The organism is Spirosoma endophyticum (genome assembly GCF_900112365.1).
GTDB lineage: Bacteria > Bacteroidota > Bacteroidia > Cytophagales > Spirosomataceae > Spirosoma > Spirosoma endophyticum.
Window position 1 is genome coordinate 78,821 of record NZ_FOLQ01000022.1, and the last position, 14,055, is coordinate 92,875.

Annotated in this window: 12 protein-coding genes and 2 pseudogenes; 6 read left to right on the plus strand and 8 right to left on the minus strand. The window is 49.1% G+C overall.

Features of this window, described 5'->3' with window-relative positions:
* The first annotated feature begins 95 nt into the window (after positions 1–95).
* Both BM202_RS30415 and BM202_RS30420 read left to right on the plus strand, forming a co-directional pair.
* Positions 96–1,892 (plus strand): M61 family metallopeptidase, encoded by a 1,797-nt coding sequence (locus tag BM202_RS30415; protein WP_093833339.1) that lies wholly within the window; start codon positions 96–98, stop codon positions 1,890–1,892.
* A gap of 79 nt (positions 1,893–1,971) precedes the next feature.
* Positions 1,972–2,586 (plus strand): DUF3137 domain-containing protein, encoded by a 615-nt coding sequence (locus BM202_RS30420; protein WP_093833341.1) that lies wholly within the window; start codon positions 1,972–1,974, stop codon positions 2,584–2,586.
* Between the two features lie 29 nt (positions 2,587–2,615).
* Here BM202_RS30420 and BM202_RS30425 read toward each other — a convergent pair whose 3' ends face one another.
* Both BM202_RS30425 and BM202_RS30430 read right to left on the minus strand, forming a co-directional pair.
* Positions 2,616–3,851: a multidrug effflux MFS transporter gene (locus tag BM202_RS30425; protein ID WP_093833343.1), complete on the minus strand. Its 1,236-nt coding sequence runs from the start codon at positions 3,849–3,851 to the stop codon at positions 2,616–2,618.
* 156 nt (positions 3,852–4,007) lie between these two features.
* A complete protein-coding gene (locus tag BM202_RS30430; RefSeq protein WP_093833345.1) occupies positions 4,008–5,882 on the minus strand; it encodes a M1 family metallopeptidase in 1,875 nt (624 codons plus the stop codon).
* A 415-nt stretch (positions 5,883–6,297) separates the two neighbouring features.
* Here BM202_RS30430 and BM202_RS30435 point away from each other — a divergent pair, with 415 nt between their 5' ends.
* The 3 genes from BM202_RS30435 to BM202_RS30445 all read left to right on the plus strand — a co-directional run bounded on the left by BM202_RS30435 (position 6,298) and on the right by BM202_RS30445 (position 8,586).
* Positions 6,298–6,912 (plus strand): DinB family protein, encoded by a 615-nt coding sequence (locus BM202_RS30435; protein WP_093833347.1) that lies wholly within the window; start codon positions 6,298–6,300, stop codon positions 6,910–6,912.
* A 32-nt stretch (positions 6,913–6,944) separates the two neighbouring features.
* Entirely contained in the window at positions 6,945–7,385 is a 441-nt protein-coding gene (locus tag BM202_RS30440) for a nuclear transport factor 2 family protein (protein WP_093833349.1), read from the plus strand.
* Between the two features lie 178 nt (positions 7,386–7,563).
* Positions 7,564–8,586 (plus strand): hypothetical protein, encoded by a 1,023-nt coding sequence (locus BM202_RS30445; protein WP_093833351.1) that lies wholly within the window; start codon positions 7,564–7,566, stop codon positions 8,584–8,586.
* 141 nt (positions 8,587–8,727) lie between these two features.
* On the opposite strand, the gene BM202_RS30450 is transcribed toward BM202_RS30445, so the two are convergent.
* The 6 genes and pseudogenes from BM202_RS30450 to BM202_RS38830 all read right to left on the minus strand — a co-directional run.
* Positions 8,728–9,909: an NRAMP family divalent metal transporter gene (locus tag BM202_RS30450; protein ID WP_093833353.1), complete on the minus strand. Its 1,182-nt coding sequence runs from the start codon at positions 9,907–9,909 to the stop codon at positions 8,728–8,730.
* 86 nt (positions 9,910–9,995) lie between these two features.
* Positions 9,996–10,469, minus strand: coding sequence for a Dps family protein (locus tag BM202_RS30455; RefSeq protein ID WP_093833355.1), 474 nt, complete (start codon positions 10,467–10,469; stop codon positions 9,996–9,998).
* 162 nt (positions 10,470–10,631) lie between these two features.
* Positions 10,632–11,567, minus strand: a complete 936-nt coding sequence (locus BM202_RS30460; RefSeq protein WP_093833356.1) for a sugar phosphate isomerase/epimerase family protein — start codon at positions 11,565–11,567, stop codon at positions 10,632–10,634.
* Positions 11,568–11,615: 48 nt separating this feature from the next.
* Positions 11,616–12,467, minus strand: a complete 852-nt coding sequence (locus tag BM202_RS30465; protein ID WP_262507732.1) for a T9SS type A sorting domain-containing protein — start codon at positions 12,465–12,467, stop codon at positions 11,616–11,618.
* 467 nt (positions 12,468–12,934) lie between these two features.
* Entirely contained in the window at positions 12,935–13,627 is a 693-nt protein-coding gene (locus BM202_RS30470) for a putative Ig domain-containing protein (RefSeq protein WP_245776849.1), read from the minus strand.
* Positions 13,619–13,711, minus strand: a pseudogene (locus BM202_RS38830) (leucine-rich repeat domain-containing protein); the annotation flags it as partial. The gene BM202_RS30470 and the pseudogene BM202_RS38830, both read right to left, overlap by 9 nt.
* Positions 13,712–13,813: 102 nt before the next feature.
* Here BM202_RS38830 and BM202_RS37910 point away from each other — a divergent pair.
* Positions 13,814–14,055 (plus strand): annotated as a pseudogene (locus BM202_RS37910) (transposase); the annotation flags it as partial.

A 14,055-nucleotide genomic window follows, 5' to 3' on the forward strand; every position in this document is an offset into this window, starting at 1 on the left:
CACTCCACCGCTTATCCATAAATACTTCCGTAAGAAAAAAGTGCGTTTACCATTGTTGTCGATTCGGCTAATTTGCCTGATCAACAACAAGCTATATGAAGATCTTACACGTTCTGTTTCTGGTTTCTGCTACGTTATTTTCCCCATTTGCCCTGGCTAAGCCAACGCTTCCCCTGCTCTATGAGGTAAACCTCAATGACCGGGCCGACGATCAGTTCAAGGTGACATTACACGTGGATGGATTGACCGCCGACAATGCCATTTACCAGTTTGCTGCAACAGCTCCCGGTACGTATCAGATCATGGATATTGGCCGCTACGTTCGGTCGTTCAAGGCGTTTGATAAAAAAGGCCGGGAGGTGAAAACGGAGCAGGTGTCTACGAATCAGTGGAAGTTTGAAAAACCGGAGGTTGTTCGGACGGTGCAGTACAGCATTGCCGAAACCTGGGATACGCCGATCAATGAGCATAAGCCCTATAACATGTGTGGTACGTCCATTGAAAACGATCATGTTCTCATCAACGGGCAGGGCGTTTTTGGCTTTCCGAGTGGCCTGCAGGCGGCTCCTATCGATGTGAAGATTGACTATCCGGCAGACTGGGCGGTTGGAACGGCACTGGAGAAAAATGCGAAAGGGTATTTCACGGCAGCCAACTACGACCGTATTGTCGATTCACCCATTTTACTGGGTCGTCTGACCAAAGCCACCACCACGGTTGCCGGGGCGCAGGTTGACGTGTATACGTACTCAAAAACCGACAAGATCAAGTCAGATCAATTATTGAACAACATGCAGTCGATGCTCAACGCGGCTGGTCAGTTTTTGAAGCAGTTGCCGGTAAAGCGCTATACGTTCCTGTACCATTTCGAAGATCAGGAGTGGGGAGCCTGGGAGCATTCCTACAGTTCGGAGTATGCCATGAAAGAAGGAGACTTCACGAAAGCATTTGCCGATAATGTTACGTCGATTGCGGCCCACGAATTCTTCCATGTTGTGACGCCCCTGAACATCCATAGTGAAGTCATTGAACAATTTAACTTTGTTACACCGACACCTTCCGAGCATTTGTGGTTATACGAAGGCGTAACCGAATGGGCCAGCGATGCCATGCAATTGCGTGGTCAGATTATGGACCTGCCTACGTATCTGGATGAATTGAGCCAGAAAATTGACTATGACAAAAGCCTCGACACGACCTACAGCCTGAGCAAATTGGGGCTGACCTGCTACACCAACGAAGGCCAGCGCCAGTATGGAAACATTTACGCGCGTGGAGCACTGGTCGCGGGTTTGCTGGACATTCGCCTGCTGGAACTGTCCAATGGCAAACGGGGGCTGCGCGAAGTTGTCAATGAGCTGGCTGCTACGTATGGACCAAACAAAGCGTTTCCTGAAAAAGATTTCTTTGCCATTTTCGCCCAAAAGACGTACCCGGAAATTGCTGATTTCTTCAATCGGTACGTGAAAGCGACGGAGCCCTTGCCGTTTAAAGAGTACTATGGCAAACTTGGTATTTCGTATTTGCCGGCCGTACCTACAGGCCAGAAAATAGCCTCGGTTGGCATGAGACCTTCCTTCAACAACAATAAATTTTATCTGACCAAGCTCGACGACGCCTTGCGTAAAGCGGGTCTACAGGAAGACGATGAGTGGCTTACGTACAATCAGCAGCCTGTAACGCTGGAAAATATTGGAAAAATTCAGCGCGAACTGATGCAGTTGAAAGCGGGAGATACCTACGACGTAACGGTTCGGCGGAATGGACAGGAGGTTCCTGTAAAAAACGCCATTCTCGAAAAGGAACTCATATTGCGCTATAAATTTGAACCAGACCCGCAGGCGACACCACAACAAGTGCAACTTCGTGATGCCTGGATGAAGAATCTGTAAGAACTTCTGGCGCGGGTTCAAACCTGCGCCAGCATGATAATCCTCTTTCCTAATCCCACAACTTTTTAAAATTACCCTCATGAGCCTACTAAGAAAAATGTTTGGCCCTTTTAAAGATGATGTCTGGAGACAACTTGCCGATGAAATCAGTGCAGATTTCGTGGATGGTGGTTTCTGGAAAGGTAGTAAAGTTCAGGCCAGCGTCAATGAGTGGACAGTAACGCTGGATACGCACACGGTTTCAACCGGGAAAGTACATATTGTATACACCCGAATGCGAGCCCCTTATGTGAACAAGGATGGTTTTCGATTCAAAATTTACCGGAAAGGAATTTTCAGTAATCTGGGTAAGCGATTGGGGATGCAGGATATTGAGGTGGGTTTTCCTGACTTTGATGATCAGTTCGTTATACAGGGTAATGATGAGTCTAAACTACACCTCCTGTTTGAGAATCCCACGATACGGCAATTGATTGAGGCACAGCCTGCTATCAGCCTGGAAGTGAAAGATGACGACGGGTGGTTCGCGGCCAGGTTCCCGGAAGGTGTAGATTTGCTATCGTTTAAAGTTGTTGGTGTTATCAAAGACGTAGCCCAGTTGAAGATGCTCTATGGTCTCTTTGCCGAAACGCTTGATCAGCTGTGTCGCATCGGGTCAGCCTACGAAGACGACCCGAATGTGGCGCTGAAATAAGATCGGCTACCGTAGTGCTACGTTTCCCGTTACAGCATCACCTCGGTCATCGGTTCATCGATCTGAGTCTGTTCACGTTCATGCTGAATGGCTCGTTGGCCGAACAGGAGAATCACCAGTCCACTAACCACGCAGATCATCATGACGCCCACCATCGGCACGGCCGTATTGTTATGAAGCATGCTGACGGCCGCCGAAACACAGGCACCAAAACCCATGCGAAAGCTACCCATTAAGGCCGCAGCACTGCCCGCGTGACGCGTGAACGGAGCCAGTGAAAGCGCCGAGGCATTGGGGCTGGTTATCCCTTGTCCCGCCAGGAACAGAAACAGCATCGCTATCAGGCCAAACTGACCGTACCAACCGGCCCAGGTGCCTACCACCATTAGTGACCCAACAACCGACTGATAGAGCAACGTAGTGCGTATGATTTGTTCACTGCTGAACCGTTTCAGAAAAAACTGATTTAGTTGCGTTGGCGCAATTAAGGCAATGGCCAGAAAAGCGAAAATCCAGCCGTATTCCTGAGCACTGGCGTGGTAGATGTTCATGAAAACATCAGAAGACCCAGCCAGGTACGCAAACGGCGCCGACGTAGCAATACCGCCAACCAGGGCATAGGTCAGGAACTGCGGTTGCCTCAGAACCGTGAAAAAACTTCCCAACACCGCCTTCGGACGTAGTGAAAGCGATGGGTCTGCTTGTTTGCCATCCGGGAGAACAAAATAGACGCCAACCAGAATGAGCGCCGTTATGATTGCCAGAATAATGAAAATAGAATGCCAGCCAAAAGCAACGGTCGCATAGCCACCCACCGTTGGCGCAATCATAGGTGAAACGGCAATGACTAAGGTGAGTAACGAAAACGCCTGGGCAATCTGCGAGACAGGAAACAAGTCCCGAACCAAGGCTTGAGCCGCTACCAGGCCAACACAACCGCCCAGCGCCTGCAGGAGTCGCATGGCAATCAGGGTTTCGATGGAGGGCGTCAGGGCGCAGCCGATCGACGCGAGTAAGTAGAGCGCCAAGCCGCCATAAAGCGGTACTTTTCGGCCAAACCGATCCAGTAACGGACCATAAAGAAGTTGTCCCACCGAAATACCAACCAGGTAAGCGGTTAACGATAACTGGACCTGGGAAATGGAGGTGTGAAGGTCTTTGGCAATGGCCGGAAAGCCCGGCAAATACATGTCAATCGAGAAGGGACTTATCGTAGAGAGCGCCCCTAAAATCAGGATAACAACAAACGGCTGTTGGCGAGTCATAAACTCAAAAAAGTGGTACTAGTATATAGACGCGCAGCCGGGAATTATTGTTCCCAAAGTGCGTCTGTATACTAGTACCATTTAGTTGGATGTGCCTAGTCAATTGTTCGGCGTAGTCGGAGACTACGCCGAACAACGATACTGCTACGTCATCAATCACTTTGCTTTCCACGTATTGTTCTTCTCGTCGGCGTCCATGAAAATGCCGCCCGCCAGCGTCACTGACTGGACTTTCTTTTTGATGGGTAAATTTAGGATAGCCTGTTTCTGATTCGCCTGCCAGATCGCGGGCGTTTGCCGGACGGTTTCCGTTGTGCCATCGGCGAACGTCACGACAACATCCATCGGCGCTACGTAGCCGCCGATGTTCTGAATCGTGATGGTACACTTTGTTGCCGACGTAGTGACTGACTGAATGGCAAAATCAATGTAATTATTACTGAAAAACCAGTTGTTCCAGAACCAGTTCAGGTCTTTCCCCGACGCGCTGTTGAAGCTGTAGAACATATCCCAGGGCGTTGGGTGTTTGCCATTCCAGCGGTTCATAAATTCGTTCAGAGCCTTTTTAAATTCGGCATCCCCCAGTAATTCCTTGAGGGCCAGATAGCCCAAAGCTGCTTTCCCGTATTCATTATTGCCCATGGCGGCACCACTCAGCACATTTGTTGGAATGATGATCGGTAGATCCTGCTCTGCCGACGGGTCTTTGATCCAGCCGGTAACCCGAAACTGCTGGAATAACTGTACGGCCTGCCCTTTGCCCAGATCGGCCTGCATAATCAGGTGTTCGAGTGCGGTTGCCCAGCCTTCATCCATAAATCCGTAGCGGGTTTCGTTGATGCCCATGTAGAACGGAAACCAGGTATGCGCAAGCTCGTGTTCGGCCACAAATCGGGAGAAATTCAAGTCAGATGTGGTGGCGTCATTCACCATCATGGGGTACTCCATGTCGGCAAATCCCTGCACGATGGTCGTTTTCGGATAGGGGTAGGGAATTCCCGGCCAATTGTTGGATAACCAGTCCAGCGCGTGCCGCCCAAAACCCACCATCTGGTGGAAATCTTTAGCATCATCCTTAAACGCGGCCTGGACGCTGGCCCGACGGCCAGTTGTCCTGTCCACGACTACACTCGACGCATCCCAGACGTACTGATCGCTGATACACAAGGCAATGTCGGGTACGTAGTCTGCTTTCCAGCGCCAGATATTGGCTGCCTGTTGCGTCGTTACCTTCCTGGCGGCTACGTCCTGCCGCGTGGCTACGTGAATAACGGAATCAGTCTGCATGGATTCGGCCAGGCGTTTGGCAAACGTAGGTTGCAGCACTTCGTTGGCATTCAACAAGTTACCCGTCGCCCAGACGACGTAATTAGCAGGTACCTTCACGTTTAGCGTGTAGTCGTTAAAGTCATTGTAAAACTCCTGAGCCTCCGTAAACGCCGTTTGATCCCAGCCGTAGTAATCATCCCTGACGGCCACGCGTGGATAAAAGTAGGCCAGGAAGAACGTAGTGGAATCGAGTTGCCCCTCGCGACCGCTTTCCACCGACATATCAAAGTGCCAGTCGAATGAAAGCTTGACGGAATTATGAGGCATCAGCGGTTTAGTCAGGGGCATCCGGTGCACCGTAGCATTCGCCGTTGTTGGCCACAAGCGGGCGACGCTGTTTTCGGTATACCGATCGATGTGCATCCCACTGGTCAGATAGTCCGCTGAGGCTGTCTGTTGCCGAACGGCTCCTGGCTGGTGGCTATTGAGGAATAATTTAAACACAAGATAACGTAGCGTATCCGGGCTATTATTAGCGTATGTAATTTCCTCTGTTCCCTGAATAGTTCGATTGGGTGGCGTGGTGGTGAGGGTTATATTATACTTCGCTGAATTCTGCCAGTAGTTTTTGCCGGGCTTACCGTCCATCGAGCGCGTACCTTTCTGGTAGGCCTGTTTAAGGTTGCGTGGCATGTATAAACCCTGGCCCTGGACGATCCCAACGCTACACGCCATCAGGAAAAGAAGTGTGAATTTTTTCATCAGATTAAGTTGGTAATTGTCGCTGTCAGATAGAGTTGTTTTGTCCACAGAGCGGTCCGCTCTGTGGACAAAAATATCCTCAAGTTGGCATAGTTAGCGGCCTGGCCATGAATCCACAACTGTTTTTCTTTGAACGGTAACCTAGTCTGTGTGGATGTCCTGGCTTCCGATCTCGACAGGAAGAGCTTAAGGCTGGCTAAACCTGGCGTGAACTAGTTCGCAAATGTATGGCTACGTTGCCATTTGTCGCATTAGTACACAATGTCGCATTTTTACAATTTCTAGCCATTCCCAGCCAGTAGCTTTGTCATCAGATCCGCGTGAGCGATAGGATGATAAAGCTATTTTTTATTCTCCGGACACGGCTACCCGGCCTGACATTCGAATCAACGAGTCAACTAATAAACTAGTAATTATGAAAGCACTTATTGCCGTATTTACGGTCGCTATGTTGACCGTAAATGGCAGCCAGGCACAGAAAATCTGGACGGAGGCCGACCCCAACTACACGGTTGATAACCTCAAACGAACCCGCGATGAGTTGATCCGGGAAACTGAGAATTTATCCGATGCGCAGTGGCATTTTCATGAAGCGCCCGATCGTTGGTCAATTGCCGAAGTGGTAGAGCACCTGGCGCTTTGGGAAATTATCTGGGCCCGTGAAATCAGCATGGGTAACCGCAGTACACCCCGCCCCGATCTCATCGCAACCAGTAGTCCTGATAGTTATTATCATGATTTTATTATGGAAAATAAAGCGCACGTATCCCCCGATTTTTCGCGACCGACGGGATTTATTCAAGGCAAAAATAACCTGATATTTTTTACGCGATTGCGGAATCAGGCCATCGGTTTTGCTGATACAACGCAGGCTGATATGCGCGTGCAGTTTGAGCTAACGGCCACAAAGTATCCCCGCAACATGCATCAGGTATATATTTACCAGTGGGGGCATGTTGACCGACATATGCGTCAGATTCGCAAAATCAAAGCACACCCAAACTACCCGAAAGAAACCGCCACCAACTAGTGGCAACCACATCAACATAAATCTATCAAATCATGGAAACCCTTAACAAAACATCGCTTGCCGAACAAACGCGCAAAGGTGCATGTCTGGCATTTTTTTCGGCCTATCAGGATATGGATACAGCTCGCATGATTCAACTGGCTACGCCTGACGCTACGGTACATTTTCTACCCATGGGCGAAGATGGTAAAGGTACATTCTGGGAGTTTGGTAGAGGTGTTTGGCAACTCCTCATGGACTGCTTCCCCGATTTGGATAACACGGTCGATAGGTTAACCACCGAGGGAGACACCATTACGGCTCAGGTCGCGATTTTTGGTACGCAGACTCAGGATTTTTTGGGCATTACCAACAAGGGCCTACGCTTTAACAGCGACCATGTGTTCGTCTTCCAGTTCGATGGGGATGATCGTATAACGGCCCTGACGATCGATTGGGATCATGCCGGATTCTGCCGACAACTAGGCTCCTGATCAAACGATTGAGTGGACACGAACAGGCGAGGGGTAACAGGATACCCCTCGCCTGTTTTGTAAATAGCAGCGCTAAAAAAGTGTACAAGAAATTAATAGACTAAAGATTGCTTGTCGGTAACAACGGATTAATAAAAATCTTATATTTACTCGTAATCTCCCCAACCAGTTTTTCCATATGAAATTCTTTACTGTCAACTTATTCGTTTTATCGTTTGGGCTGAGCCTGCAAACAGTTGGCCAGAGTCAGGTTATTACGCCCGACAACCAGGTTGTTAGTTTTCAGTCGGTTAATGGTACTAATAACTTGTTGATTGGCCAAAGTACCAGTAGTGCAGTAGGTGGTACGGGTACCTTCAATACGTTCATGGGAAGTCAGGCTGGACAAGGAAATACGTCTGGTTCATATAACACGTATTTCGGCTATAAGGCAGGTTTCCCGAATACAGTTGGTAGTCATAATACGTTTGTGGGGTATGAGGCTGGGAAAGTCAATACCGATGGCAGTGACAATGTGTTTATTGGTTTCAACGCTGGGAAACAGAATCTGCGTGGAAACCGCAACCTAATCATTGGGCCTAATGCTGGATTTAGCGGTACCGATGGCGAGGACAATACACTCCTGGGTTTCAACGCGTCGGGTGCAGGAGTCGGTTTATCCAATGCAACGGCCATTGGGGCCAATGCTCGCGTACTAAGCAGCAATGCAATGGTATTGGGCAACAATGTCAATGTTGGAATCGGTACGTCGACGCCCCAGAACCGGCTCGAATTGACCGCTGGTACGGATGGTCGTAGTGGTTTACGCCTGACAAACATGACAGTCAACTCGCCTGCTTCCGAAGTTGCCACGAGTAAATTCCTGACCGTTAACGACAAAGGGGATGTTACATTAGCCAAACAGCTTTCGGCAGTAGCCATGCGCGTGCAGCCAACGCGTGAGAGCCAATGGGCCGATTATGTTTTTGCGCCCGCCTATCGGCTACAACCGCTGGCTGAAGTAGAGCAATACATTCAGCAAAACAAGCACCTGCCCGGTATACCAAGCGCGGGTGAAATGGTGAAAGAAGGTGTTGACCTAACAACCCTGTTAGCTACATTGGTCAAAAAGAATGAAGAATTGACACTTCACATGATTGAACAGCAAAAGCGGATCGAGCGGCTGGAACAGCAAAACCATCGGTTAAGCAAGAAGAAATAACGTGAAGTATGGAGCAAGGGGCGTGGTGCATGGTTGTTAATCCATGCGCCACGCCCCTTGCTCATTTTATGAATTTACCCACGCATCTGGTTCTAAGCTATTTGCTTATTTAGCCCTGTACCTGAAGCTCCCAGCGCCTTGCTATTGAAACGCCAGCCAAACATTCCAAAGTCCCAAAATCGCCGTTACAAGGACAACGCTTCCCATAGCGATGTTCTGTCCCAGTGAGTTACAATACGTACCCAATAGTTTTCGGTTATTGACGGCGGCAAACAGGAAGACCGTTACGAACGGAAGAAGAATGCCATTAATAGCTTGGACCGCTACAATGACTGGAATGGCGTTGACATTTGAAAGGCCGACAAGTAGCCCCGTTCCCATCACGACCAGCCAGATAGCGCGGTAAGCAGGTGAGTTTTTTTGAACGCCCAGTAAGCTTTGCGCCGTAACGGCAGCCGCCAGTGGAGCTGTCAGTGAGGAGGCAAAGCCAGCGGCAAACAAGCCGAATGCAAACAAAGAGCCCGCCCACGTACCGACCCGTTCGGTCAGCACCTGCGCCATGTGCGGATAGGAGAAATCGGTCGGAATAAGTAGCCCTGCCAGCAACAACACAACCGAAATGATGCCACCCAGTATGACGGCTACCCAGATGCCCAGGCGCATCTCGCTTAACGACTGGCCGGACACAATGCTTGACCCAAAAAACAGATTGTAGGGAACGATAGTCGTGCCAATCAGGCTATTGATGAGCAGGAGGGACCCAGACGGAAACGAGGGCGTAATCAGTGCTTTTGTCAGTTCAGCCGGTGTGACGGGAGTGCCGAATGCTACGTAGACAAAAGCTCCGCCCATGGCGAAGACAATCAATCCCAGAAAATTGGCTAAGCTTTGCGTGGAGCCGATCCACAACAAAGCGATACAAACTATCCCGACTAAAATCGTTAATACAGGAATGGATAATTTAGTGAGTAGCGCCAGACCCGAAACCGCCCCCAGAATGTTGCCTGCCTGATAAGCTGCACACCCCAGAAAAATAGCCAGAAATAAGGCCCAGGCTATTCCGCGGCCCCGTTTGCCCGAATAAGTTTGTGTGATGACCTGGCCTAAGTCGTTACCGGTTGCGATAGTGATGCGGGCGGCAGCTTCCTGTAGCCAGACCGTGCCGAACGTAGCAAAAGTGAGCACCCAAAGGAGTTGTAATCCAAATTTCGATCCGGCGATCGCGCAAGCCGTAACGGAGCCGGGACCAATAAATGCGGCCGAGATTACCGACCAGAACAATACGCTACCAAGACCGGAGCGAATAGAGAGAGATTTGGGCACGAGAGGAAAACAATGAATGATGAATTATAAATGATGAATGTAATCAATAACAACATCATTTATAATTCATCATTCATTATTTGTAATTAGGAAAGGTACTTCCGCAGCATCCAGGCCATAGCTTCATGGGCTTCCATCAAGCCAGTCAGGAAGTCGGCGGTACCCGCATCTTTCAGTTCTTCATCGCATTTGTCGACGTCTTCGCGCAGTTCCCGAACAATTTGTTCGTGGTCGGACAGGAGATTCTTAAACATGTCAGCCGTACTGGTTGGCTTGCCCGAATCTTCTTTGAGGCTGGTGTTATGAATGAACTCGGCCATAGTAGCCAGTGGCGTACCGCCTAATTGCCGGATACGTTCGGCTACTTCGTCGATTTCGGCTTCGATCGCTTTGTACTGGCTCTCAAAGAATTTATGGTACTCCATGAAGTTCGGGCCCGCTACGTTCCAATGGTATTTGCGGGTTTTGATATACAATACGTGGAGATCAGACAGAAAGTCGTTCAGCAAAACGTTGTCCTGTTTGAGGACGTCTTTTTCGAGACCAATATTGGGTTGCATGATGATAACGCAAGTTTTAAATTAATGATAAGGATAACGGTCCGGATTTCCGGGGTTAGTCCTTCATTAACCAAGTCTGAGCTGCTTTGTTCTAAGCACCCTATAATGTATTCATAGTCTAAATTAGAGCCTGTTAACTGGAACCGGCTCACCATCTGCTATTTACACCAATCCCGAAAAAACCTCCCGTGTGTAGTGTAAATCCTGTTTATGCGCTTCTGCCGGTCCCATTGTGTTAGGTGATCCTTTTTCCAGACACTGCTCAAGCACCAGCAAAGGCCGGATGGACAATGCTTTCAGATCAGCGGCAAGACGCCGATAGTCAATATCGCCATCACCAAAGGTTTCCTGCCAGATGCCATTCTTCGATTGCCGGATGTGCACTTCCACGATACGTTTTCCATATAGCTTCACTACGTCGAACAGGGCCACCTGTGAATTACCCGATCCACGATAAACCCAGTGGGCATCCAGGCAAAGTGCTACGTTTTTAGGGTCCGATGCCAGCAGCATATGGTGAAATTCACGGGCGGCCTGTCGGTGTTCGGGCGCGTGCGTATGGTAAGCCAGCGTAAGGCCGCGTTGACGTAGTTCAGCGCCCAGCCTATCAAGATTTTTAGCCTGTTCAACAAGCTCAGCATCGGTTTTGTCGTCGTTGCTTCCCCACTTGATCGGGCTGGGATTGGTGACAATGATACGTACGCCGAATGGTTTGGCGGCATTGGCTATGGCCAGCACCGAGTCGATGGATTTTTGTGCTTCGTCGGTCCTGTGAAGCGAACTATTTACGTACAGCGAAGGCATCGCGAGTTGGTATCTGGTCAAATACGGCGCTACTTTTTTAACCTCATCGGCATTGGTAAATGAGGGTTCATAAGCAGTCAGGCCCGTTTTAACGTACTCACTCAGCGACGCATCCGGATCAGCCATCCACTGTTTTTGCTCGCGCTCATAAAAGGTGCCCCACGTATAGGCGTTGCAGGAAATCGGCCAGGGCTTATTCGCCGAACTTGCTTGAGCCAGTTGGATATCAGGCAACAGCGAGGCTCCGGCGAGGGCGGTGAGTGAGGCTAGGAAATGGCGACGAGTGGCAGGCATACGTAACGGATTTTAGCGTATCACTGAAAGTCCGTTACGTATGGTTGCTTACTCAACCACCAAACGATACTCACGCTTCTGAGATCGCTTTTCAACCGTTAGGATATAGATTCCGGTAGATAGCGTTTGGGTTGTTTTAATCTGTAGGCTGCCAGCGTCGACCCCCATTTTCTGAAAAGGGACCAGATGCCCATCCAGGTTGTAGATCTTAATCGTCGCTGTTAGGGGTTCGTCCAATTGTAGCTGAAATTGTTGGTTACTGATGGGGTTAGGGGATACACCATAGGCTTCCCGGCGCAATACGACTGACTCCCAGGGATACGTAGTGGTTTTGCCGTCAAGGTCCACCTGCCGGAGTCGGTAATAGCTGGTACCCGTATAGGGTTTATCATCCGTAAAGGTGTAGCTGAATCCCTGAAACGAGCTGCCTTCGTGCGCTTTTACATTGGCAACGGATTCTACCTGAATCAGGTCTTTGCTGCGTTCGAGCAGAAAGTACTTGTTATTTTGTTCGGACGCGGTTGACCAAATCAGGTTCACCGTTTGGTTATCTTTGGGTTTAGCTGAAAAAGAAACTAAATTGACTGGCAGAGCAGCAGAGCAACTGCCTGTTCCATTGGCACAGAAGGGGGCAAAGTTTCCATTACCAGGTAAGCCTGCATTCGAAAAGAAAGCCGTGCTCTTTCCGCATAAAGCGGACAAGCTGGCTGGAAAACAGCCACTCAATTGGTTTCCCTGTACAAACAAAGTGTTTACGTTCGGCAGATTGCCCAGACTGGGGGGGATACTGCCCGTTAAAGCGTTGTACCCTAAATAGAGCACTTGCAGGTTGGTGAGATTGCCCAGACTGGGGGGGATACTGCCGCTCAATTGGTTACTCTGTAAAAACAGGTTGCCCAGACTAGGGGTATGCTACCTGTCAATTCACTAAGGGCTAAATCAAGGGTTTGCAGTTCAGTGAGCGCGCTGAGGCTGGCGGGTATAGTCCCCTGAAGGCCATTCCAACTTAAATTAAGGGCTGTAACATGTCCTTCGTCGTTACAATTCACCCCATACCAGCCGCAGGGCTCGCAGTCAGAGAGCCACTTATCCTGGCGAGCCCAGTTAGCTCCGTTAGTGGCGTTATAGAACTCGATCAGGGTAGTGTAATCCGAACTTTAGGGCATTGTCCCCAACTTAAGTGGGTTAGTATGCTCAGTAATAGCGTCAGTACCCAAGGGAACAAATGAATTCGGTGCATAAGAACGATAAGTTGGGAACCTTTGGCAGGCTGGAAAAGGAAGAATAAGTGTTTCATAAAGTAAGCTTAGAAATGGATAGAGGATTGAGTCAATAGAAAGCCGAAAGTCTGCAGCATGCCTTATTTTCTATTCCAATACCAATCGGTACTGGCGGGTTCGGGCACGTTCTTCAACCACCAGAATATACACTCCCGTTGGAAGTTTTCGCTCGGTTTTAAGCTGCAGACTGCCAACGTCTTGCCCTATTTTCTGGATCGGCATTAAGCGCCCATCTAGGCTGTATAGACGAACCAAAGCTGTCTTTGGCTCATCCAGTTGTACGCTGAAGTGCTGATCACTAATCGGATTAGGATATACCCCGTAGTCCTGCCTGGATGAACCAATGGACAAGATAATCAGTGGATAGGTGATGCTAAAGCTGGTGAAAGCAGACAGGCCTCCCGGATCGGTAGCGATAATGATCACATTGCTTAGTCCCGAGGTTGTGGGTGTACCGGAAATGACTCGTGTGGTAGCATCAAAATTAAGACCATTTGCAGGATTTATGCTGGCAGTGTAAGTTAAAGAGCTAGGCGTCTCGGCATCAATGAAGGCATTGACTGTATAAGAAAAGCCCTTTCCCACTGTAGCCGTTAAACTGGCATTAGCTGTGGGCTGTGGCGGTGTGTTAGATGCCGAGCAACTACCGGTTCCATTGAGACAAAATGCCCCAAAATTCCCCCCACCGGGTAAACCAGGATTATTCCCTAAAGAGGCAAGCGATCCACAAACTGCTGACAAACTGGCTGGGAAACAGCCACTCAATTGATTATTGTTCAAATAAAAGACCTCTAACTTAATAAGTGCGCCCAAACTTGCCGGAATACTGCTACTTAATTGATTATTACTTAGGTTAAGAACTTTTAGTTTAAGTAATACAGATTACTGGACATGGATGGTAGAAAGCCGAAAAGTGGCTGACCGATGGTAAGTTTAAGTTCGCTAAAACTTATCAAAACTACCACCATGGCCAAGCCACTTTTTGTCAAATGTAGGCGGTTCTTTCCGGATATTCCAGAGCACATTTTCCGAAACTTATTATTGGTCTGTTCGGCCGTTACTTTGGCCCGGTCCACCAATTTGAATGTGTTGAAGGACTATTTGCCTCAACTATTGGCTAATGAGCAGACCAAAGCTGATTCCCATTATAAACGGCTGATTCGCTTTTTTCGAGTGTCAAAGCCCAATCGATTAGTCATCTGTATACT

Bases quoted from the DNA above. Each gene is read 5' to 3' on its own strand.
- BM202_RS30435 (WP_093833347.1), top strand. From the start codon at position 6,298: ATGAAAGCACTTATTGCCGTATTTACGGTCGCTATGTTGACCGTAAAT.
- BM202_RS30415 (WP_093833339.1), top strand. From the start codon at position 96: ATGAAGATCTTACACGTTCTGTTTCTGGTTTCTGCTACGTTATTTTCC.
- BM202_RS30445 (WP_093833351.1), top strand. From the start codon at position 7,564: ATGAAATTCTTTACTGTCAACTTATTCGTTTTATCGTTTGGGCTGAGC.
- BM202_RS30440 (WP_093833349.1), top strand. From the start codon at position 6,945: ATGGAAACCCTTAACAAAACATCGCTTGCCGAACAAACGCGCAAAGGT.
- BM202_RS30420 (WP_093833341.1), top strand. From the start codon at position 1,972: ATGAGCCTACTAAGAAAAATGTTTGGCCCTTTTAAAGATGATGTCTGG.
- BM202_RS30425 (WP_093833343.1), bottom strand. From the start codon at position 3,851: ATGACTCGCCAACAGCCGTTTGTTGTTATCCTGATTTTAGGGGCGCTC.
- BM202_RS30430 (WP_093833345.1), bottom strand. From the start codon at position 5,882: ATGAAAAAATTCACACTTCTTTTCCTGATGGCGTGTAGCGTTGGGATC.
- BM202_RS30455 (WP_093833355.1), bottom strand. From the start codon at position 10,469: ATGCAACCCAATATTGGTCTCGAAAAAGACGTCCTCAAACAGGACAAC.
- BM202_RS30460 (WP_093833356.1), bottom strand. From the start codon at position 11,567: ATGCCTGCCACTCGTCGCCATTTCCTAGCCTCACTCACCGCCCTCGCC.